We start from the raw sequence: 22,331 nt of genomic DNA on the forward strand, positions 1-22,331 counted from the left end.
TGTCGGAGAAGTCCCCGGTCTGATCTTGCAGCATGAAATCAGTCATGGGCTCGCCTCTTCGCATTGCCGTGCTTTCCAACGGTTGCATGGCAGAGCAATGTTACAGGCGATTCACAGCACAGTGACGTTTCCGCGTCATTTTGCGGCTAAATGACGGTCACGTTGCAGGAGAGCATGAAGGTCGGTGCGACCGTCTCTATGTCATGGGGACGAAGCGCGGGAGCGAACAGATGCGATCGATCCACGGGCCAAGCTCGGGATAATCGGCAAGCTTGAAGCCGCCTTCTCCCGCAACATGGGTGTACGCGAACAGCGCGATATCGGCGAGGGTAACCTTGTCGCCGCACAGGAAGTCGCTCTTCGCAAGCTCGGTATTCATCACCGACAAGGCGTCGCATCCCGCGATCCGCTTTGCCATGACCTGCGCTCGCTGCTGATCGGACAGGTTCGCCTCGCCCACGAATGTCAGCCAGAACCGCAAGGTCGCGACATTGGGTTCGTGATTATACTGCTCGAAGAACATCCAGCGCAGCATATCGGCCTGCGCATATCGTTCTTGCGGGATCAGATCGGAGTCGCTCGCAAGATACCAGCACGCAGCGTTGCTTTCCGGCAGGAAGCGGACGTTTTTTCCGTCACGGATTTCGAGAACGGGGATGCGACCGTTCGAATTGATCTTTCCGAGGAATTCGGGCGTGCGCGTATCGCCTGCCATGATGTCGTATTGCCGCGTCGCGAGCGGAAGATCGAGCAGGGCTGCAGTCAGCTTGATCTTGTAGCAATTGCCACTGCGCGGGTCCTCGTGAAGCGTCAGCTGCTCAGCCACCGCAAACCTCCAGCACGATCTTTCCGATATGCTCGCCCGCTTCCATCCGGGCATGCGCAGCGGCCGCTTCGCTTAGCAGAAAGGTCTGGTCCATTACCGGGGAAAGCTCGCCCGATGTGAAAAGCGGCCATGCGTTGGCCGCAATCTCATCAGCAAGCGCCGCCTTGAAAGCGTCCGAGCGGGGGCGAAGCGTTGATCCGGTAAGCGTGAGGCGCTTCATCATCACTATCGGCATGAACAGCTCAGCCTTGGCCCCGCCGAGCATCGCAATAGTGACATGGCGTCCATCTTCGGCGAGGCATTGAAGATTGCGCGGCACATAGTCCCCCGAAACCATGTCGAGGACCACGTTCACGCCGGCACCGCCGGTGTGATCTTTGATCACCTCGACGAAGTCTTGCTCACGGTAATTGATCGCAAGATCAGCGCCGAGATCACGCGCGGCCTGACACTTGGCTTCATCGCCGCAGGTCACGATCACCTCGATGTCGAACGCCTTGGCAAGCATGATCGCCATCGTGCCGATGCCGCTGGTGCCGCCATGTACGAGCAGGCGCTCACCATCGCGGACCATGCCTCGCTCAAACACATTGTGCCAGACCGTGAAGAGCGTTTCGGGCAATGCGGCGGCAGTTTTGAGGTCCATCCCATCGGGCAGGGCGAGGCAATGTTGCCACGGCGCAGTGCAGAATTCCGCATATCCGCCGCCGGGAGTGAGCGCCGCGACGCGTTGGCCGAGCATTTCAGCCGGAACGTTGCTGCCAATCGCGACAACTTCGCCTGCCACTTCGAGGCCGGGAAGCGGCGATGCGCCCGGAGGCGGCGGATACATCCCGGCCCGTTGCGCGCAATCCGGGCGGTTCACCCCCGCAAAAGCAACCTTGATCAGAACATCGTCTTTTTTGGGTGCGGGCGTGGCGGTCTGCTCGATGCGCAAAACCTCGGGCCCGCCCGGAGAATCAAATCCTACGGCCCGCATAGTGTCAGGAATGACTGGCGCCTTCGCCTCAAGCATGAATTCTGCCCCCGGAAGTGACGATCGGCGCCCGATGCGACGATCGAAGATGCGGACAGCGGAAATACAGACCAAGCGCATTGACAGCAAGCCGCGTGTCGAGCGATGTTACCGGTAATGGACGACCTTGATCTCCCGCGCCCCAAAGGGGACGCCGCCAGCAAGCTGGCCGGGGAAGACCTTGCACCTTACTCGCAAGACGAACTGACAGAGCGGATCGCTCTGCTCGAAGCCGAGATAGAGAGGGTGAGGACACATCGCGACAAGGCAAGTGCTCATCGCGCTGCGGCAGATGCGCTTTTTAACAGGCCTGGATCATGATCGCTTTTGCGAAGCCCTTTTCGGATTCGCAATTACGAAGACTCGCCCCATATATTTCGAACAACCATCCCTTTGCTTCGACTGTCGGAGCATTTTTCGCCCCCCAACAGAGACCCTAATCCATGCCAAGTTTCGCCCAGAATCTCGAACGGACACTGCACAACGCGCTCGCTCACGCATCGGAGCGTCGTCACGAATATGCGACGCTGGAGCATCTGCTGCTCGCGCTGATCGATGACGAAGACGGCGCGCAGGTGATGGCCGCATGCGGGGTCGACCTTGCCGAGCTTGGCGAGGTTGTGAAGCAATATCTCGACCAGGAATATCAGAGCCTCAAGACCGAGGAAGACGCTGACCCGCAGCCCACCGCAGGCTTTCAGCGGGTGATCCAGCGCGCGATCCTGCATGTTCAGTCGTCAGGCAAGGACACGGTGACAGGCGCCAATGTGCTGGTCGCACTGTTCTCTGAACGCGATTCCTACGCTGTCTATTTCCTGCAACAGCAGGATATGAGCCGCCTCGATGCGGTGAGCTATATCAGCCACGGCATCGGCAAGGGTGGCCGCCAGCTGGAATCGAAAGCTCCGCAAGGTTCCGAAGAAGCCGCAGCCGAGGCCGAACAGTCCAAGGATGCCGGCTCGAAGAAGGAAACGGCGCTCGACCAGTTTACGGTCAACCTCAACAAGAAGGCCGAAGATGGGCGCATTGATCCTCTGATCGGTCGCGGGCCGGAAGTGGACAGGACAGTCCAGATTCTCTGCCGCCGCAGCAAGAACAACCCGCTTTATGTCGGCGATCCCGGCGTCGGCAAGACCGCGATCGCCGAAGGTCTTGCGCGCAAGATCGTGGAGGGCGACGTGCCAGAGGTGCTGCAGGAAGCGGTGATCTACTCGCTCGACATGGGCGCGCTGCTGGCCGGAACACGCTATCGCGGCGATTTCGAAGAGCGCCTGAAACAGGTCGTTTCAGAGCTCGAGGGCATGCCGCATGCGATCCTGTTCATCGACGAGATCCACACTGTGATCGGCGCGGGCGCGACCAGCGGCGGGGCGATGGACGCCTCGAACCTGTTGAAGCCGGCGCTGTCTTCGGGTGCGATCCGCTGCATCGGGTCGACCACCTACAAGGAATTCCGCAACCACTTCGAGAAGGATCGCGCGCTGCTGCGTCGCTTCCAGAAGATCGACGTGAACGAGCCCACCATCGAAGACACGGTGGAGATCCTGAAAGGTCTGCGCAGCGCCTTTGAAGAGCATCACAACGTCAAGTACACGCCCGATGCGCTGAAGACCGCGGTCGAGCTTTCGGCGCGCTATATCAATGACCGCAAGCTGCCCGACAAGGCAATCGACGTCATCGACGAGGTCGGCGCGATGCAGATGCTGGTGCCGCCCAGCCGCCGCAAGAAGAAGATCACAGCCAAGGAAATCGAGGCCGTGATCGCGACAATGGCGCGCATTCCGCCCAAGTCGGTGTCGAGCGACGACAAAAAGGCGCTCGAAAACCTTTCTCGCGACTTGAAGCATGTCGTGTTCGGCCAGGATGAGGCGATCCAACGCCTGTCGACCGCGATGAAGCTGTCGCGCGCCGGCCTGCGCGATCCGGACAAACCGATTGGTTCGTTCTTGTTCTCCGGCCCCACCGGCGTCGGCAAGACAGAAGTCGCGCGGCAGCTCGCCAGCATCATGGGCATCGAACTCAAGCGCTTCGACATGTCCGAATATATGGAGCGCCACTCGGTCAGTCGCCTGATCGGTGCACCTCCGGGCTATGTCGGTTACGACCAGGGCGGTCTGCTCACCGATGCAGTCGATCAGAACCCACATTGCGTCCTCTTGCTCGACGAGATCGAAAAGGCGCACCCGGACCTGTTCAACATCCTGCTGCAGGTAATGGATAATGGCCGCCTGACCGACCATCACGGCAAGACTGTCGATTTCCGCAACGTGGTCCTCATCATGACGACCAATGCCGGCGCTGCCGACATGGCGAAGAGCGGCATCGGCTTTGGCGATGTGTCCAAGGAAGACGCCGGGACCGAGGCCGTGAACAAGATGTTCACGCCCGAGTTCCGCAACCGCCTCGATGCGATCGTGCCCTTTGCCTATCTCGGCAAAAACACCGTTGCCCGCGTGGTCGACAAGTTCATCCTCGAGCTTGAACTCCAGCTCGCAGAACAGAACGTCCATATCCAGTTCGACAGCGATGCGCGCGCGTGGCTGGCGGACAAGGGTTATGACAAGCTTTACGGCGCACGCCCGATGGGCCGCCTGATCCAGGACAAGATCAAGCAGCCGCTGGCTGAAGAATTGCTGTTCGGCAAGCTTGCCGATGGCGGAGAGGTGTCGGTGACAATGAAGGACGGCAAGCCCTCCTTCGAACTCACCCCGTCACCGCCGAAAGCCAAGCCAAAGCGCAAGGCTCCGGTGCGCAAGAAAGCGGCCGCGAAGAAGTCGCCGCCAGCGACCAAGGACGGCCCGACGAGCGATACAAAGCCGGAACAATCGGGCAGCGACAAGGAAAGCTGATCAAGCTTTAATCGAAAACGGGGCGCGGGAGGGGAAACCTTCTCGCGCCCTTTTCGTAGTTAGATCATGCAGAAACCTCCCGCATCCCATTGGATCCGGCCCGAGCCGTGGGGCATTCACGTGGCCCCCGCCGATGTGTGGATTGATCCGGGCCGGGCGGTTTCGCGCGCGCTCGTCACGCATGGGCACGCAGACCATGCGCGCGGCGGACATGGCGAAACCCTCGCCACGCCTGAAACGCTCGCGATCATGGAATTGCGCTACCGCACGGGCTCGCAGGACGAGGCCGGAGAGATCCCGCACAAGGCGATCCCCGTGGAATATGGCGAGACAGTCAGCCTTGGTGGCGGCGTCGATGCGACCTTCATCCCCGCAGGGCACGTCCTCGGCTCCGCACAAGTCCTGCTGGAACATGCCGGCGAGCGGGTGATCGTCACTGGGGACTACAAGAGACGCCCTGACCCCACCTGCGCACCTTTCAAAGTTGCGCCATGCGACATCTTCATCACCGAGGCGACCTTCGGCCTGCCTGTGTTCACCCATCCGCCGATTGCCGAAGAGATGGCGAAGCTGCTTTCAGCGCTTGAAGCGCATCCCGACCAGTGCGTGCTCGTCGGCGCCTATGCGCTTGGCAAAGCGCAGCGCGTGATCGCCGAATTGCGCGCAGCAGGGCATGGCGAGCCGATCTACCTTCACGGGGCACTCGAAAAGATGTGCCGTCTCTACGAACGGCACGGCGTCAGCCTCGGCGAACTGCGCCTTGTGAGCGATCATTCCAAGGAAGAGATGCAGGGCAGCATCGTCATGGCCCCGCCCAGTGCACTGAACGATCGCTGGAGCAGGCGGCTGCCCAATCCGATCACCGCGATGGCTTCGGGCTGGATGCGAGTGCGCCAGCGCGCTCGCCAGCGCGGCGTCGAATTGCCACTGGTGATATCGGACCATGCCGACTGGAATGAGCTGACGGACACGATCGTGGAGGTAAACCCGCAGGAAACCTGGATCACACATGGTCGCGAGGAGGCCCTTCTGCGCTGGTGCGAACTCCATCAACGCCGCGCGAGAGCCTTGGCTCTGGTTGGACGCGAGGACGAGGATGACTAGGCGGCTAGATCAACTGGAGCGCGTAGAGGTTACGAGCCGCGACGAGCTGAGGGCCTGGCTTGATGCGAACCATGCGACCGCGCACTCTTGCTGGCTCGTCACATTCAAAAGGACGGGAGGCGATAAGTATCTCTCATACAACAGTGTTGTCGAGGAGCTGCTTTGCTTTGGCTGGATCGACAGCCTACCGCGCGCGCTCGATGAGCGGCGCACTATGCTTCTCATTTCTCCTAGGAAGCCAGGGAGCAACTGGTCCAAGGACAATCGTGATCGGGTCAAAAAGCTCGAAGCAGAAGGTCGTATGCACCTCGCCGGCCATGAATGCCTCGCTTTGGCTAAACGCGATGGCTCCTGGGAGAGGCTCAAGCAAACTGAGACCGGAGAAGCGCCGCTGGATCTGGCAAGGGCGTTGGAAGAAGCAGGGGCGAGCGACCAGTGGGACGCCTTCTCGCTTTCGGTCCGCCGTCGGTCGCTCGAATTGTTGCTGGCCGCCAAACTCCCCCAAACGCGTGCAAACCGCATAGAGAGAATCGTAAAGGCAAGTGTCGCCGGCGAGGACCCAACCCTGTGGAGGCCCAAAGCGCAATGAAGGCCTTCTCGACCCTCCTCGACACTCTGGTCTACACCACCAGCCGCAATCGCAAGCTTGCGCTGATCGCCGAATATCTTCGCGAAACCCCTGATCCTGATCGCGGATGGGCACTCGCCGCGCTTACGGGAGAGCTCGACTTTCCCGCGGTCAAGAGTTCGACCATCCGCAACCTGATGAAGGATCGGGTCGATCCGGTTCTCTGGACATTGAGCCGCGATTTTGTCGGAGATACTGCAGAAACAGCAAGCCTGCTCTGGCCCGAGCCCGGCGTTGTCGACGACGACCCGCCGAGTGTGTCGCAGGTGGTCGAGCTGCTTTCCTCACTCAACCGCAACACCGCTCCCAAGGAACTGCCGGGCCTGCTCGACAGGCTCGATCCCAATGGCCGTTTTGCGCTTATCAAGCTGGCCACGGGAGGTATGCGCATCGGCGTTTCCGCTCGCCTTGCCAAGACCGCTTTTGCGCTGGCCTTCGACGTCTCAGTGGAGGAGGTCGAGGAATACTGGCACGCGTTGGAGGCGCCCTATCCCACCCTGTTCGCCTGGGGTGCGGATGGCGCAGATCCGCCCGATGTCTCGAATACCCCGCGCTTCCGACCGTTTATGCTGGCGCACCCCCTGGAAGACACGAAAGTCGACCTCCAGGACTACGCCGCCGAGTGGAAATGGGACGGCATCCGCGTCCAGCTTGTTCGCGTCGGTGGAGAGACGCGGCTCTATTCGCGCTCCGGTGACGACATTTCTGCGACTTTTCCCGAATTGCTCGATGTGCTGCCGTTGGATGCAGTGCTAGATGGCGAGTTGCTGGTGCGCGGCGATGTGCAGGGCGGCGAACAAGGCGGGGCGGCCAGCTTCAATGCCTTGCAGCAACGGCTTGGGCGCAAGACTGTGTCGAAGAAGATGCTTGCCGAATCCCCAGCATTCGTGAGGCTTTACGATGCACTGATCCTCGAAGGGAATGACCTGCGCGAGCAACTCTGGACCGACCGGCGCACTGCTCTCGAAGCGCTGATGAGCCAGATGCCCGCCTCTCACTTTGACCTGTCGGAAATCGTCGAAGCGCGCGATTTCGATCACCTTGCCCAAATCCGCGAAGGCACCCGCGATGACGCAATCGAGGGCCTTATGCTGAAGGCAAAGGACAGCCCATACATCGCCGGACGCAAGGTCGGTTACTGGTACAAGTGGAAGCGCGATCCGCTGCTGATCGATTGCGTCCTCATGTATGCGCAGCGCGGCTCCGGCAAACGGTCGAGCTTTTATTCGGACTACACATTCGGTTGCTGGGATGGCGATCCGGACGAGGGGGCGGAACTGCTGCCCGTCGGCAAAGCCTATTCCGGTTTCACGGATGCAGAGCTCAAGAAGCTCGACAAGCTTGTACGCCAGACAACGCTCAACCGGTTCGGTCCGGTGCGCGAGGTCGAGCGTACGCTCGTATTCGAGGTCGCATTCGACAGCGTGCATTCATCGAAGCGCCACAAGTCAGGCCTCGCCATGCGCTTCCCGCGCATTCACCGCATCCGCTGGGACAAGCCGGTCCATGAGGCCGACCGGATCGAAACAATTCGTGCACTCATTCGGGATTGAGTTGCACTTCGCAACTGGATCGCTAATCTTCTCGCAGAGGAGAACATTTTCATGACCCTGCACGAACAATCCATCGCCGTTTATCGCTCGCGGCTCGATACGCTCAGCGCGATGCTGACGAAGGCCGAAACGCATCCCGAAGGCGATGCGCTGCTTGAGACCAAGCTTGCCGAAGACATGCATCCGCTGGCCACGCAGGTGCGATTCGTGGCGAACCTGCCCGGTGAGGCCCTGCCGCGCCTTACCGAACGCGCCTTCTCGTCACGCGAAGAGAATGCAACCACGCTAGCCGAAGCGAAGGCTCACATCGCGCAGACGGCTGAGCTTCTCGATTCGATTGATCCAGACGAATTGGTCGGCGTTGAAGATACGATTGTTTTCGATCTTCCCAACGGGATGCAATTCACGATGACCGCCGAGCAATATATCCGCGAATGGTCGCTGCCGAATTTCTATTTCCACCTCACCACGGCCTATGCGCTTCTGCGCATGGCTGGCCTTGAGCTGGGCAAAGCGGACTTCATGCCGTTTATGATGAAATACATGACGAAAGGTCCAAGCTGAGCTTCAACCCAGCGCATCGCGCACCGCGACGGAGTGGTGTTTGGCGTTCTCGGCGTAGTGCGCCGTTCCGATCTTCATCCCCATGATGGCAGCATCGGAAAGATCCTTGAGCTTCTTCGCCGGACGCCCTGCCCACAATTCGCGCGGTTCCATCACCTTGCGCTCAGTCAGCATCGCACCGGCCGCGAGCATGGCGTCAGAACCGATGACCGCCTTGTTCATGACAATTGCGCCAAGCCCCACAAAGCCGCGATCGTGGATGGTGCAGCCGTGCACCATCGCCATATGTCCGATCAGCACGTCGTCTCCGATGATGAGCGGACAACCGTCGGGATCATCGGGCCTTGGCGGGTCACAATGCAGCACGCTGCCGTCCTGAACATTGGTCCGCTCACCTATGCGGATTGTGAAGACGTCAGCGCGAACGACGCAATTGTACCAGATCGACGATCCTGCTCCGATCTCAACATCACCGATGATCGTAGAACCGGGCGCTATGAACGCGCTTTCATGGATTTTCGGCGCTTTGCCGTGGATCGGGATAATGTTGGCTCCGGGGTGAGCGATCATGTGCGTTGCTCCCACTGCTGTTTCGTCAGCGAATATTGGATGACCGGATTATCTTTCTCCGGGAAGTCCGGATCGACAAAATCGAGGTCCTTGCGGCGCTCCATACCCAGCTTTTCCATCAGCTTCCAACTGCCGACATTCGCTTCGCTGGTCAGGGCGACAACATGCGGAGCATCGACGCGGCCGAAAGCCCAGTCGATGACTGAAAGCATGGCCTCGCCTGCATAGCCCCGCCGCCAACGATCCTCGCGCACAAGCCAACCGATCTCGTGATCGCCCTGATTGGGTGCATGCGCGTTATCGACCCGCTTGATCCCGCACGTCCCAACCATCTCGCCGGTCGCTTTCTCGATCATGAAAAGGAAGCTGAAACCCTCGCGCGAATGGAGTTGCATCGATTTGGAGTGCTTTGCCTCGATCTCGTGCAATTCCTTCACGCCCCCAAGATGCTCCATCACCGTCGGTGTGTTGAGGAGGCGATCCTGCTCCGCCGCATCGCCCTCGCCAATTGTGCGCAAGACAAGGCGCTCGGTTTCGAACACGATCTCAGGCACCTTGTCTGTCCCATTGCTCGCGAGTGATTGCGTGGACGATTACCGGGCCATAGCCATGGGACCATAAGGCGTCCTCGAAATCGAGATCCCGTCGGCGTTCCATGCCGAGCCGCACCATCAGGCCCCAGCTTGCGGCGTTCCCCTCGACCGTGAGCGCAATGATCGGATCGGCGCCAAACTTCGTAAAGCCGATATCTATCGCGGCTCGCGCGGCCTCTTTCGCATAGCCCTTGCCCCAGGCGTCCTCACGCAGGCGCCACCCGGCTTCCATTTCGCCGAAGGGTCCATTCTCGTCCGTGCAGCGCTTCAGACCGCAGAAACCGAGAATTGCGCCATCTTCCTTGCGCTCGACCACCCAGAAGGTGTGGCCGAAGTCGCTCTGATACCGCTCCAGCCGTGCGCGCACATCGCTTTTTCGCTCATCGTCCAGCAAGCCCCCCAGCCATTGCATGACGGCTGGTGTGTTCGTGCCCTCGAAGAACGGCTCCCAGTCCTCCTCGCGCCAGTCGCGCAGGACCAGGCGGTCGGTTTCGTGCCGGAATTCAGCCATTCAAAAGACGCGCAGCCACAGGCGCATGATAGGTCAAAACCCCGCTGCAACCGGCGCGTTTGAAAGCGAGAAGCTTTTCCATCAGCAAGGCATCGCGGTCCCCCGCCCCAACCGATTGCGCAGCCTCGATCATCGCGTATTCGCCGCTCACCTGATAGGCGAAGACCGGTACGCCAAATGCCTGTTTCACGCGGTAAATGATGTCGAGATAGGCAAGGCCCGGCTTGACCATCACGCTGTCTGCGCCCTCGGCAATGTCGAGTTCGACTTCGCGCAGCGCCTCATCGGCGTTGGCAGGGTCCATCTGGTAACTCTTCTTGTCGCCTTTCAACAACCCACCGGAGCCGACAGCATCACGGAATGGGCCATAGAACGCGCTCGCATATTTCGCGGCATAGCTCATGATCTGGACATTGTGATGATTGCCCATTTCGAGCGCCATGCGGATGGCATGGACGCGGCCATCCATCATATCGGATGGCGCGATGATGTCCGCGCCCGCTTCTGCCTGGTTGAGCGCCTGGTCGACCAGCACCGCAACGGTGTCATCGTTTGTGACATAACCTTTATCGTCGAGCAGCCCGTCCTGCCCGTGGCTCGTATACGGATCGAGCGCCACGTCGGTCAGCACGCCGAGATCTTCTCCGCAGGCATCCTTGATCGCGCGGATCGCGCGGCACATGAGGTTGTCAGGATTGTGCGCCTCTGCCCCATCGTCCGAGCGGCGATCAGGCTGGGTATTCGGAAACAGCGCCACCACCGGAATGCCAAGATCAACGGCTTCTTTCGCGCGCGCCACAATGCCATCGACCGACCAGCGCGAGACCCCGGGAAGCGAGCCAACCGGCTCCTCGACACCGTCACCATCGGTCACGAAGAGTGGCCAGATCAGATCGGACGGCGTTATGATGGCCTCACGATGGAGCGAACGGCTCCATGCGGACGCGCGCGTGCGGCGCATGCGGGTGTTGGGATAGCTTGCTCTCATGAGCGGCAGGATTGCAGCAATTCGATTGGCTAATCAATCGCGCTTGTCGCTCGCCCGCGTCAGTTTCGCGATCAGGAAACGCGCTGGGCAAGATCGATCTTCTCGATCTCACGCTCGGGTTCTTCGACTTCGCTGGGCAATGGGACGAGGTCCTCGAGCGCCGCGCCCGGCTCGATCTGACGCAGGGTCAAAAGCCGCTCCTGAAATTCGACCAGCTCATTACCAGAAAGCACCGCCCGTGTGACGAAGTTCACACTAGCGGGATTGATATGCCGGCCATTGCGATACATTTCATAGTGCAGGTGCGGTCCGGTCGAGAGGCCCGTCGAACCGACATAGCCGATTACCTGCCCGCGCCGCACGCTCTGTCCGCGGCTGACCGACATGCGGCTCATATGGCAATACCGCGTGGAAAGCCCGCTCCCATGGTCGAGCCTCACCGCGATGCCGCAACCCCCGGCACGTCCCGCAGAGGAGACGCGGCCATCGGTCACTGCAACGATCGGGGTTCCGTGACGTGCGCGGAAATCCAGCCCTGCGTGCATGCGGCGATAACCCAGGATCGGGTGGCGACGCATGCCATAACGCGACGATATGGCCCCCGGCACAGGAGCAACGAGCCCTCGGCGCTGTTCACCCACGCCAGACGCTTCGTAAAAGCGCCCGTCCTTGCCCCAGCGCATCAACTGTGTCTTTGGCTCACCGCCGCGCTCTATACCGGCATAAAGGAGCTGGCCTGCCTGGCGCTCACCCGTTGCGGCGCGGCGATAGGCTATGATGATGTCGAATTCGTCGTTTGACCGCACTTCGCGGTCCATGTCGATTTGTTCATCTACCGTACGAAGATAGTCCTGAACCGCGCTTGCAGGGACACCGGCGGCGCGCATCGAGCGGTAGAGGCTTGATCCAACCCTGCCGCGTATGCGCAAGGGCGTGTCGTCCACCCGGATGAAATTGCGAGCCAGGGACAGCGATCCGCCTTGCCCGGTCTCGGCATCCATACCCTGCCGCGCAATTTCGAGCTCAAGGTCAAAGCGGGCCCGGAACTTGAGGATATCAAGCGGGCGCGCTGCATCGGCAGCTGCCCTGCGGCCCAGGGTAATGTCGATTTTGGTTCCCGGCTCGATTTCCGAAAGCGGCATGGCGTCGCCCACCAGGCTGCTGACATTGCCAATATCGCTCGCCGAAACGCCTGCCCTACGAAGCATGCTCGCAAAGCTGTCTCCCGGTGCAAGCGTTGCCACCAGCTGTATTTGCGGACGTTCGGGAGCACTGGCGAGCGGGATGACGTCGGCCGTCGGACCCATCCGCCGACCGCTATCCGCGCCAAACGCCAGAGGCATGATCATCTGGCTGCGAAATTCGTCGCGAATTTCCTCGTCCTGCGGCATTGCTGCCCGCGCTTCGAGCGGGGTCAGGCTCGGCCAGAAGGCCAGCGCCACCGCGCCCAGCGCAACCATCGTTCCAAGGCCGCGGAACCAACGTCGGCTGCCGATATTTTCGGCAAGGTCCGGCGCAAGGTCGAGGCCCTCGAGCCTTTCGCCCGCGCGAAGCTTCCATTCGTCATAGCGCGCGCCCCATCCGCCGACGCGTTCAAGCACCTGGCGTTTGACCTTGGCCTTTGACGAAGGCCCCGCCGATTGCTTCGAGCGGTTGAAGTACGGAGCGAACTCCCGCGCGGTCTGAGCATCGATGCCGACAGGTCGCACGTGGTGTTGCGGCACGGGAACCAGAGCGCCTTGCGACGATGTTTCGTCCGGCCCTTCTGCCTCGTTGCCTTCCGCGAGATCGCCTGAATGTTCCACTTGTCCGATTCCAAATGTGCAGCGAATGAGCCCAGCCCGTCTCTCGCGCGGTTAATGCATGGCCAATTAAGGTAAATGTCCACTTAACTAGCGCTCAGTCGAGTCATCCGTGCGATAAGGTGTTGTACCTATAAGCCAAGAGCCAACAAGCGGCCGTGCACACGTGATCCCAACTTGGGATTGCCCCGAGGCTACGCGGCTGACACAAGCGACGGCGTGACCCGCAACAATTCCAACCTCTCAGGCGGCCATGTGCGAGCGGTGCTTGGCCCCACGAATACCGGCAAGACCCATCTCGCGATTGAGCGGATGTGCGCGCATTCTTCTGGAATGATGGGCTTTCCGCTGCGGTTGCTTGCGCGCGAGGTTTATGACCGCGTCCGTGCGATCAAGGGCGATGCGCAAGTGGCGCTGATAACCGGCGAAGAACGGATCGAACCGCCCGACGCGCGCTATTTCTGTTGTACGGCCGAAGCGATGGATCGTCTTGGAGGCGGTCACGCCTTCGTCGCGATCGATGAGGCGCAGATCGGCGCAGACCCGGAGCGCGGGCACATCTTCACCGATCGTCTGCTGAATGCGCGTGGCCGCGAAGAGACGATGATTCTTGGGTCCGCTACCTTGCAACCGCTCGTTCGTCAGCTGATCCCGGGCGCCGAGATGGTCGAGCGACCGCGCTTCTCCACTCTCACGCATACTGGCAGTGCGAAGCTCTCACGCCTTCCGCGCCGCAGTGCGGTTGTCGCCTTCTCGACGGAGCAAGTTTACGCCATGGCGGAAGCATTGCGCCGTTTTCGCGGCGGAGCGGCCGTGGTCATGGGGGCGCTATCGCCGGAAACCCGCAACAAGCAGGTGGAGCTCTTTCAGTCGGGTGAAGTCGACTATATCGTCGCGACGGACGCGATCGGCATGGGGCTCAACCTTGACCTTCACCATGTAGCATTCGCGGCCCTGACCAAGTTCGATGGGCGTCGCAAGCGCAGGCTTACTCCAGCAGAAATGGCACAGATTGCGGGACGTGCGGGCCGACACCAGACCGATGGCAGCTTCGGTGTTCTTGCAGGTGGCGGCAGTCGGTCAGGCGCACCGATCGAATTTTCCGAGGAAGAGATCTACGCAATCGAGGAGCACCGGTTCGCTCCGCTGACGAAGCTGCATTGGCGCGAAGCAGAGCCCCGTTTCGATTCGCTCGCTACTCTTATCGGGGACCTCGAATCGCGACCCGAACACGAGGTTCTGCGCGCCGCGCCCGAGGCTATTGACCTTGCAGTTCTCAAGCGGCTTGCGAGCGAACCGATTGCGCAATCGGTCAAGGGCAAGGGAAGCGTCCGGCGTTTCTGGGAAGCCTGCTCGCTACCGGATTTCCGGCAATTGGGAGCCGATCCTCACGCGCGGTTCGTCGCGAGGCTCTGGCAAGACCTGCAACAAGGCTATATTGGCGCCGACTTCGTGGCCGCTCGCATCGCTGAACTCGACCGAATGCAGGGCGATATCGATACACTCCAGGGCAGGATAGCCGCGATTCGATCCTGGGCTTATATTTGTCAGCGACCCGACTGGGTTCTGGCACGCGATGAAATGGCTGCGCGGGCGCGCGCGGTCGAAGCTAAACTTTCAGATGCGCTTCATGCGCGTCTTACAGAACGGTTCGTCAACCGGAGGACTGCAATCTTGATGAAATCGCTGGGCCAGGACGGAGGCTCCCTTCCCGTAACTCTCGAACCCGATAACAGCCTGACCGTTGAGGGTGAGACGATCGGCAAGCTCGACGGATTCCGCTTCAGCGTCGACCCCGATGCGGGCGTCGCGGATCGCAGGATGCTGCTCGCCGCCGGTGAGAAGGCACTTCCCGGCATCCTTGCCCAGCGCGCAGACCAGCTGCTCGCAGCGGGTATGGAGGACCTGGCAATCGAGGGCGGCGCAATCATGTGGCAGGGGCGCGAGCTTGCGAAGATTGTCGTCCCGGATGACTTTGCTGCCCCCCGGCTCGAATTCACGCGCGAGATCGCGGCCATCCCCGATGATGCCAAAGCAAGGCTTGAAACTGGGCTTGGCAGCTGGCTGGCGACACAGCTTGAACCGCTCGCACCGCTTCGAAAGCTTGCCGAAGCTGCGAACGATCCCGAGGCTGGCAGTCAGGCGCGCGCGCTTCTCGTCACGCTGATCGATGCACGCGGCGTGGTCGGACGCGAAAAGGCGGGTCTGGAGCATTTGCCCAAGGAAATGCGTCCGTTTCTGCGAAAGCTGGGCGTGACCTTCGGAGCGCTGGATATATTCGCGCGCGATCTGCTCAAGCCCGCGCCGCGCCAGCTTCTCCACAAATTGGCGCTTGATAAAAGGCCACTTCAGGAAGCCATGCTCCCTGTATTGCCCGAAAGCAGTGCCATCCCTGCTGGATATCGGCTCGCAGGCAAGCAGCTGATCAGGGTGGACCTCGCGGAGAAGATCCTTCGTGCAGCGTTCGAGGCAAGAGCGAAAGCAACCGCTAAAGCCGGGAAGGAGCGCAGTCCGCGATTCGCCCTCGATCTGTCGCTGCCGGTCTCGATCGGTCTTGAAGAGGATAACGCGCGGCGCCTGCTTGGGAGCGCTGGCTTTCGGGTTCAGCGTGCGACCGCCCTGCCAGAAGGTGCATACGGACCTGCTGCTCCCGACAGCTGGACCTGGCGACCGCGCCGCGCGAGTGATGAGCGTCGGCCCAAGCGAGGCGAGGCGCGCAAAGGCAAGGGCCGCGGTGCCAAGCCTTCGCCCAAGAATACGGAAGCCAAGCGCAAGCCAAACAGAGGCAATCCGAAAGGCGGGAATGGCAAACGTGGTCCCCGGCATGACACAGGGCCGGCACGCGCGCGCGGCGCGTTCGATGGCCTTGCGGACCTTCTGAAGGGATGACATCGGCAAACGGTGAGGAGGGCACAATGCGCCTCGACCGTTTGCTCGTCTATCTACGCTTTGCCCGCACCCGCTCGATGGCGAAATCCATGATCCTTAGCGGGCAGATGCGCATCAACTCCGCGAGGGTCACGAAGATCAGTTGCGAGGTGGCTGTTGGTGACGTGCTGACATTCGCGCTTCGCGGCGAGATCTGCGTTGCGCGGATAGAGAAACTGCCAGACCGACGTCTATCGCCGGCCCAAGCGGCGAAGGCGTGGAGCCGCGCGGCCTAGGCCACAAGCATACTGTCCAACAGGCTGGACACGTTTCAAATACCATACCGGCCTTGACCCGCCTTGGAAAATAGCCATAGCAGGCGCGCTCAATAACGGATCACCAATCGGAATAGCTCTCACATGACTTACGTCGTCACCGAAGACTGCATCAAATGCAAATACACCGACTGTGTCGAAGTATGCCCGGTCGACTGCTTCTATGAAGGCGACAACATGCTGGTTATCAATCCCAGCGAGTGCATCGACTGTGGCGTGTGCGAACCGGAATGTCCGGCCGAGGCGATCCTTCCGGATACTGAAGACGGGCTTGAGAAGTGGCTTGAGCTGAATACCAAATTCTCTGCCGAATGGCCCAACATCACGAGCCAGAAGGAACCACCTGCGGACGCCGACGACCACAAGGGTGAAGAGAACAAGTTTGAGAAGTATTTCAGCGCCGAGCCAGGCGAAGGCGATTAAGGCCGACCGATCGCTCCAGGCGCCGGAACAGTCGGGCGATCCGAAGCGTTCGGTTGCCATGCACAGATACTTATCCGCCGCCAAATCCGGATGGCTGCAGGCGCAGGCCAACAATACAGGCCTGCTCGCTGCCGGCGTTACCTATTACGCGTTTCTGTCTTTCGTGCCTCTTCTGGCCGCTATCTTCCTGACATACGGTTTGCTGGCCGATCCTTCCCTGGTGGCCGAAAACACACGGGACCTCGCGGCTACGCTGCCTCCATCAGCGGCAGAGCTTGTGGGGGACCAGCTTGAAGAGATCACCAGCGACCGGAGCGGCGCTTCGGGACTGGGCCTGCTTGTCGCCATCGCTCTGTCGATTTTCGGTGCGCGAGTCGCGGCGGGGTCGATTATCACGGCGCTGAATGTCGCTTTTGATGCGTCGGAGAGCCGGGGCCTGATCAAAGCCAACCTGCTTGCCTTGTGCATCACCATTGGCGCGATGGTCGCGTTCGGCCTGATCGCTGTTCTTACCACGCTGGCCGGTACTGTGATCTCAGATGCGGGCGGTGCGGGCGCGAGCCTTGCGATTGCCCTGCTGGCTGGGCTGGGCGGGTCAATCCTTGCTTACCGCATCGTGCCCAATGTGGACGATGTCTCAACGAGCGAAGCGCTGCGCGGGGCGATACCTTTTGCCATAGGGTGGGTAACGGCAAGCGCTGGCTTTGCCTGGTACGCTTCGAATTTCGGTAACTACAATGCGACTTACGGATCGCTTGGTGCCGTTGTCGTATTCCTGACATGGTTGTATCTGTCGGCATATCTGTTGCTTCTGGGTGCCCACATCGCTGCCGCTTCCCGGTCAGATGCTCACTAAATACGTCAGACTCGCAATATTGTTGCGATTATGCTATATAATGAGGCAACCGCGCCGGTCGGACCCGATCGCGGAGGTGAAACCAGAAAGGCCCTCTACCAGCTAAAACAGCTTCAGACAGCATCTTACCGGTCCAGCTCTCGGTGTCGAGCCGCTGAACCGCAAAGGAAAGATGTTGCGTTTTCTGACAGTTGTTGGGCCGCATGAAAGGAACTCGCATGGCAAGCAATGCGCCCGCCTTTACCGTTGGCGACTATGTTGTTTACCCCAAGCACGGCGTTGGCCGTGTGATTGAACTGCAAAGCGAAGAAATCGCCGGCATGCACCTTGAGCTGTATGTTCTGCGATTCGAAAAAGAACGCATGACACTCCGTGTTCCGGTCAACAAGGTCGAGTCCATCGGCATGCGCAAGCTTTCCTCGGACAAGACTCTGAAAGAAGCGATGGACACGCTGAAGGGTAAGCCGAAGGTAAAGCGGACCATGTGGTCGCGCCGCGCTCAGGAATATGAGGCGAAGATCAATTCGGGCGAGATCGTCCTGATCGCGGAGGTCACCCGTGATCTCTTCCGCCCTGACGATCAGCCCGAGCAGAGCTATTCCGAGCGTCAGATCTTCGAAGCGGCGTCGAGCCGCTTGGCACGTGAGCTTGCTGCGATGGAAGAGACCGACGAGCCGACGGCACTCGAGAAAATTCTCGAGGTCCTGCGCGAGCACGCTCCGCAATATTACGACAATGACGACGAGAGCAAATAAGCCGCGCTCTCCGACCTTTTGAAAAGGGCCGCCCGATCGGGTGGCCCTTTTTCGTTCGTGATCACAACTTGTCTTGCAACCACTCTCTCAGTGTATTATGTCGGCAATACACATAGTCTTGATCGTGGAGGGTTCGATGTTCCGTAAACTTGGCCAATATATGAAGAAGGGCGCAGGCGCGTTGGCAGCGCTTGCACTCGGGGCATCGCTCTCGGGATGCGCCTATATGAACAACTGGGGCGAGGTCGACGGCGTGCCGCTTGCCGATCTCGATATGTCCGGTGACGCGCCGACGCAAATCACGCTTGCAGGGCCAGATAAGGTCATGATCGCCGAAGGCGATGTGCTCACCATCACGCTCGAAGGGAATGAGGCAGCAGGCGAAGCGTTGCGTTTTGATCGGGACGGGAGCCGCCTGACTATCGCACGCGATAGCAAGATCTATGACGGCTCGAGCCCCGCAATCGTGCGCATGACTTTACCCGCTCCAAGCGGTCTGGCGATTGCGGGAAGCGGCAGGATCGAATCCGCCAGCATGGCGAGCACAGCCGAAATCGAAATTGCCGGATCAGGTGCAATTTCAGTGGAGAGGATCGAAGCCGAGCGGCTCGATATCGAGATTGCCGGATCGGGCGATGTCATGGCAGCGGGTACGGCAACCGTGTTGTCCATCGAGATTGCGGGTTCGGGGGACGTTCAGCTCGCACAGCTCACCGCAGATGATGTGAGCGTAGAAATCGCCGGGTCAGGTGACGTCACTCTCGCTTCCAATGGCAAAGTCAATGCAGAGATCGCCGGTTCGGGCGACGTTGTTGTTGTCGGTTCGGCCACATGCACCGTTTCGACCGCGGGTTCGGGATCGCTGACATGCCGCCCCGGCCCAGAAGCTGCCAGCGCTGGTGACAGTGAAGTAGTGGCCGCAGATTAAACACTTCCGGGCAATTCCCGGCTTGCTTTATCAACGGGAGCGCGCATGGTGATCGCCATGCGCGCTCCTGCTGTATTAGGCCTCGTGGCCATGTCGCTGATGTTGTCCGGCTGTCTGGTAAAGACGGCAGCAAATGTCGTAACCGCGCCAGTGCGGGCGGCAGGCAAAGCTGTCGATCTTGCAACGACAAGCCAATCGGAAGCGGACGAAGCGCGAGGGCGCGAAATTCGCCGCCGCGAAGAGCGTTTAGGCAAGCTGGAGCGCGAATATCGCGAGTTGAGCGAAGACTGCGAGAACGGCGATCGCCGCGCCTGCGAAGAGGCACGCGAAGTCTATGCCGAAATTCAGGAATTGCTCCCGACCGTTCCGGTCGAGCCACGCTGACACTATTGCGTCGCGGCGCGACGAAGCCGGTCATTGATAGCCCGGCCCACTTCTCCATACGGGATCGGCGCAACCGCAATGGACGGTTTGTGAGAAGCGGCCGCCTGATGAAGACAATCATACAGTCGCGCCGCTGCCTGGTTGAGATCACCAGCCTGCGACAGATTGCAGTCGCCTTCAAGCGACCCGAAGCCAATGAAGAACTCGTCTTGCGCAACTTCCGATGCGCTTAGCCTCATCGGCTTGCCCGGCGAATAGTGCCTTTCCATCTGGCCCGGCGCTTCGATGCCGGAACCCTCGACTTCGCTTTCAGCGCCGAGAATACGCTCAAGCGTTTCTTTCGTAACAGGGCCTGGGCGCAATAATGTCCAGCCGCCTGTCGGCCTCAGCGCTACGATCGACGACTCCAGCCCGCTCTCGCTCGAACCCCCATCGAGGATCAGCGGTGCATTGTCGCCCAAAGAGTCGATCACGTGATCGGCACGTGTTGGACTGATATGTTCGCTGCGATTGGCTGATGGTGCTGCCAGAGGCACGCCCACTGACTTCAACACAGCCTGCATCACCTTATGCGACGGTTGACGAAGTCCGATCGTCGGCAATCCTGCAGTCACTGCCATGGTAACTGGCGCATCTGCGCGAAGGGGCAGGACAAGGGTCAGTGGTCCGGGCCAGAACCTCTCGGCCAGTTCGAGGGCCCGGTCATCAAATTCGGCCAGTTCCTGCGCCTGTTCGATATCCCGAACATGCACGATCAGCGGATTGAAATCCGGCCGCCCCTTTGCCGCATATATCCTGGCGACAGCTTCAGCGCTGTCGGCGCGCGCTGCGAGGCCGTAAACGGTCTCGGTCGGCACGGCGACAAGTTCTCCGGAAATCAGATAATCGGCGGCCTTCGCGATTCCTGCCGCGTCTGGCGATATGATTTCCGTAGCGTCCTTGTCGGTCATGCTTGCGCGCTATATCTGATGCCTCGACTTGCCAAGCAGACTTTAATTGCAAGGCCGCATGAAAAAGAGGACCAACGCAACGTGACCCCTTACACGCCGCCCACTCAGGACCAGTTGCTCGCCATCCGGGTCAACGCCGGAATCGATCAGCTCGCTCAGACGGAGACCTTCGCGCACGCTGAAGCCGATCTGGTGGAGGCTATCGTCGAAGGGGTGGGTCAGTTCGCTGCGGGTGAATTCGCCCCGCTCAATCGTGTCGGTGATCTGGAAGGTGCTAAGCTGGAGAACGGCGTGGTCCGCCTGCCGGATGGGTTTGCGCAAGCCTATCAGGAGTATGTCGAGCAGGGATGGAATGCCATCGCAAGCCCGCAGGACCATGGCGGACAAGGCTTACCGTTCACGCTCGCCTGCAACGTTTTGGAAAATCTCGGTTCAGCCAACATGGCATTCAGCCTTCTCCCGATGCTTTCGGTGGGGGCGATTGAAGCGCTCGAACATCATGGCAGCGATCAGCAAAAGGCCATGTACCTGCCTGATCTCGTGAGCGGCAAATGGTCGGGAACGATGAACCTGACCGAACCTGCGGCCGGCAGCGACGTCGGCGCGCTGCGCTCCACCGCTGAGCCGATCACCGAAGGCGAACATGCCGGCAAGTATCGAATTGCTGGTCAGAAGATCTACATCACGTGGGGCGATCATCAGCTCGCTGAGAACATCATCCACCTCGTGCTGGCACGCCTCCCCGGTGCTCCTGAAGGATCGCGCGGCATTTCGCTGTTCGTGGTGCCAAAGTACCACGTTAATGCTGACGGCTCGCTTGGCCCTCATAATGATCTTCGCCCGGTCAGCCTCGAACACAAGCTGGGCATCCATGCTTCACCGACCTGTGTCATGAGCTATGGCGACAACGGCGAGTGTATCGGAGAGCTGGTGGGACAAGAGAACCGCGGGCTGATGGCGATGTTCACCATGATGAACAATGCGCGCATCAATGTCGGCAATCAGGGCGTCCAGATCGGGGAGCGCGCAACCCAACAGGCGATCGCTTATGCGACCGACCGTGTGCAGTCCGCCCGCGCCGGTTCGCCCGACAAGACGCCGGTTGCCATTATCGAGCATCCCGACGTGCGCCGCATGATCCTGCGAATGAAGGCGCTGACCGAGGCAGCCCGTGCCTTGCTCTATTACTGCGCCGGACAGGTTGATCGAAGCACCATCGGTGATCAGGACGCGAAGAACCGCTCGGAAATTCTCGTCCCATTGCTGAAGGCCTGGGGCACCGATATTGGTGTCGAAGTCGCAGGGCTCGGTGTCCAGATTCACGGCGGCATGGGCTTCATCGAAGAAACCGGCGCAGCACAGCATTGGCGTGATGCAAGGATTGCACCGATCTATGAGGGCACGAACGGCATTCAGGCTGCCGACCTGGTCACCCGAAAACTGGGGCTTGAGGGCGGTGAAGCCATGATTTCATTGTTTGAGGAGATCGCGCGCGATGCTGGCGAGGAAGCGGGGCTTGTTGCACTGGCAAGCGATTGCATCGATATTGCCCGCTGGATGCAGGGTGAGGCGAGCCTCGATGATCGTCTCGCCGGAAGCGTGCCTTTCTGCACCATGGCGGCGGTCGCGGTCGCCGGTTGGCAGCTGATGAAACAGGCAAAAGCTGTTGCCGACGGCGCGGCGCCCGCGTTGGCGGAAACAAAGCCGGTCACCGCTCGCTTCTTCCTCGACAGGATTGTGCCAGAGGCCGCGGGGCTGAAGGCCGGGGCAGTTGCCGGTGCCGACCTGCTCTACACCCTTCCCTCCGATATGCTGGCAGGCTGAGGCTG

Annotated in this window: 22 protein-coding genes; 14 read left to right on the forward strand and 8 right to left on the reverse strand. The window is 60.4% G+C overall.

Annotated features, from left to right (window positions below):
- Positions 1-196: 196 nt before the first annotated feature.
- Positions 197-826 (reverse strand): glutathione S-transferase family protein, encoded by a 630-nt coding sequence (locus CD351_RS01900; RefSeq protein WP_111991050.1) that lies wholly within the window; start codon positions 824-826, stop codon positions 197-199.
- A complete protein-coding gene (locus CD351_RS01905) occupies positions 819-1,841 on the reverse strand; it encodes an NAD(P)H-quinone oxidoreductase (protein WP_234027185.1) in 1,023 nt (340 codons plus the stop codon). The genes CD351_RS01900 and CD351_RS01905 overlap by 8 nt, the downstream gene beginning before the upstream one ends.
- Before the next feature lie 117 nt (positions 1,842-1,958).
- Here CD351_RS01905 and CD351_RS01910 point away from each other — a divergent pair, with 117 nt between their 5' ends.
- From CD351_RS01910 to CD351_RS01935, 6 genes are all read left to right on the forward strand, one after another.
- Positions 1,959-2,162 (forward strand): DUF1192 domain-containing protein, encoded by a 204-nt coding sequence (locus CD351_RS01910; RefSeq protein WP_111991051.1) that lies wholly within the window; start codon positions 1,959-1,961, stop codon positions 2,160-2,162.
- Positions 2,163-2,284: 122 nt separating this feature from the next.
- Entirely contained in the window at positions 2,285-4,690 is a 2,406-nt protein-coding gene (gene clpA, locus CD351_RS01915; protein ID WP_111991052.1) for an ATP-dependent Clp protease ATP-binding subunit ClpA, read from the forward strand.
- Between the two features lie 66 nt (positions 4,691-4,756).
- Positions 4,757-5,794 carry a ligase-associated DNA damage response exonuclease gene (locus CD351_RS01920; RefSeq protein ID WP_111991053.1) on the forward strand — a complete coding sequence of 346 codons (1,038 nt, stop codon included), beginning with the start codon at positions 4,757-4,759 and terminating at the stop codon, positions 5,792-5,794.
- Between the two features lie 214 nt (positions 5,795-6,008).
- Complete coding sequence (locus tag CD351_RS15860; protein WP_199797899.1) at positions 6,009-6,383, forward strand: YdeI family protein; 375 nt, start codon at positions 6,009-6,011, stop codon at positions 6,381-6,383.
- Complete coding sequence (locus CD351_RS01930; protein ID WP_111993541.1) at positions 6,380-7,975, forward strand: cisplatin damage response ATP-dependent DNA ligase; 1,596 nt, start codon at positions 6,380-6,382, stop codon at positions 7,973-7,975. The genes CD351_RS15860 and CD351_RS01930 overlap by 4 nt, the downstream gene beginning before the upstream one ends.
- Positions 7,976-8,026: 51 nt before the next feature.
- Positions 8,027-8,539: a DUF1993 domain-containing protein gene (locus CD351_RS01935; protein WP_111991055.1), complete on the forward strand. Its 513-nt coding sequence runs from the start codon at positions 8,027-8,029 to the stop codon at positions 8,537-8,539.
- 3 nt (positions 8,540-8,542) lie between these two features.
- Here the strand turns inward: CD351_RS01935 and CD351_RS01940 are convergent, their stop codons facing one another.
- From CD351_RS01940 to CD351_RS01960, 5 genes are all read right to left on the reverse strand, one after another.
- Entirely contained in the window at positions 8,543-9,109 is a 567-nt protein-coding gene (locus CD351_RS01940; RefSeq protein ID WP_111991056.1) for a gamma carbonic anhydrase family protein, read from the reverse strand.
- Entirely contained in the window at positions 9,106-9,663 is a 558-nt protein-coding gene (locus CD351_RS01945; protein ID WP_111991057.1) for a GNAT family N-acetyltransferase, read from the reverse strand. Before CD351_RS01945 ends, CD351_RS01940 begins: the two co-directional genes overlap by 4 nt.
- The gene (locus tag CD351_RS01950) at positions 9,656-10,213 is read right to left on the reverse strand and encodes a GNAT family N-acetyltransferase (RefSeq protein WP_111991058.1); all 558 of its coding nucleotides are present in this window, start codon (positions 10,211-10,213) and stop codon (positions 9,656-9,658) included. Before CD351_RS01950 ends, CD351_RS01945 begins: the two co-directional genes overlap by 8 nt.
- Positions 10,206-11,201, reverse strand: coding sequence for a porphobilinogen synthase (hemB, locus tag CD351_RS01955; protein WP_111991059.1), 996 nt, complete (start codon positions 11,199-11,201; stop codon positions 10,206-10,208). The genes CD351_RS01950 and hemB overlap by 8 nt, the downstream gene beginning before the upstream one ends.
- 71 nt (positions 11,202-11,272) lie before the next feature.
- Entirely contained in the window at positions 11,273-13,006 is a 1,734-nt protein-coding gene (locus CD351_RS01960; RefSeq protein ID WP_111991060.1) for a M23 family metallopeptidase, read from the reverse strand.
- Positions 13,007-13,222: 216 nt separating this feature from the next.
- Between CD351_RS01960 and CD351_RS01965 the strand changes: the two genes are divergently transcribed.
- The 7 genes from CD351_RS01965 (at position 13,223) to CD351_RS01995 (ending at position 19,552) form a co-directional block, all read left to right on the forward strand.
- Positions 13,223-15,892, forward strand: coding sequence for a helicase-related protein (locus tag CD351_RS01965; protein WP_111991061.1), 2,670 nt, complete (start codon positions 13,223-13,225; stop codon positions 15,890-15,892).
- Between the two features lie 26 nt (positions 15,893-15,918).
- Entirely contained in the window at positions 15,919-16,167 is a 249-nt protein-coding gene (locus CD351_RS01970; RefSeq protein WP_162627564.1) for a S4 domain-containing protein, read from the forward strand.
- 123 nt (positions 16,168-16,290) lie between these two features.
- Positions 16,291-16,629 (forward strand): ferredoxin FdxA, encoded by a 339-nt coding sequence (fdxA, locus tag CD351_RS01975; protein WP_111991063.1) that lies wholly within the window; start codon positions 16,291-16,293, stop codon positions 16,627-16,629.
- The gene (locus CD351_RS01980; RefSeq protein WP_234027186.1) at positions 16,589-17,485 is read left to right on the forward strand and encodes a YihY/virulence factor BrkB family protein; all 897 of its coding nucleotides are present in this window, start codon (positions 16,589-16,591) and stop codon (positions 17,483-17,485) included. Before fdxA ends, CD351_RS01980 begins: the two co-directional genes overlap by 41 nt.
- Before the next feature lie 218 nt (positions 17,486-17,703).
- Positions 17,704-18,240, forward strand: a complete 537-nt coding sequence (locus tag CD351_RS01985) for a CarD family transcriptional regulator (RefSeq protein WP_111991065.1) — start codon at positions 17,704-17,706, stop codon at positions 18,238-18,240.
- Between the two features lie 136 nt (positions 18,241-18,376).
- A complete protein-coding gene (locus tag CD351_RS01990; protein WP_162627565.1) occupies positions 18,377-19,168 on the forward strand; it encodes a head GIN domain-containing protein in 792 nt (263 codons plus the stop codon).
- Positions 19,169-19,213: 45 nt separating this feature from the next.
- Positions 19,214-19,552 (forward strand): hypothetical protein, encoded by a 339-nt coding sequence (locus tag CD351_RS01995; protein WP_234027187.1) that lies wholly within the window; start codon positions 19,214-19,216, stop codon positions 19,550-19,552.
- A gap of 2 nt (positions 19,553-19,554) precedes the next feature.
- On the opposite strand, the gene CD351_RS02000 is transcribed toward CD351_RS01995, so the two are convergent.
- Positions 19,555-20,502 carry an L-threonylcarbamoyladenylate synthase gene (locus CD351_RS02000; protein WP_111991067.1) on the reverse strand — a complete coding sequence of 316 codons (948 nt, stop codon included), beginning with the start codon at positions 20,500-20,502 and terminating at the stop codon, positions 19,555-19,557.
- A gap of 81 nt (positions 20,503-20,583) precedes the next feature.
- Between CD351_RS02000 and CD351_RS02005 the strand changes: the two genes are divergently transcribed.
- Positions 20,584-22,326 carry an acyl-CoA dehydrogenase gene (locus tag CD351_RS02005; RefSeq protein WP_111993543.1) on the forward strand — a complete coding sequence of 581 codons (1,743 nt, stop codon included), beginning with the start codon at positions 20,584-20,586 and terminating at the stop codon, positions 22,324-22,326.
- Positions 22,327-22,331: the final 5 nt, after the last annotated feature.

Source organism: Erythrobacter sp. KY5, from assembly GCF_003264115.1.
In the GTDB taxonomy this organism is placed as follows: Bacteria; Pseudomonadota; Alphaproteobacteria; order Sphingomonadales; family Sphingomonadaceae; genus Erythrobacter.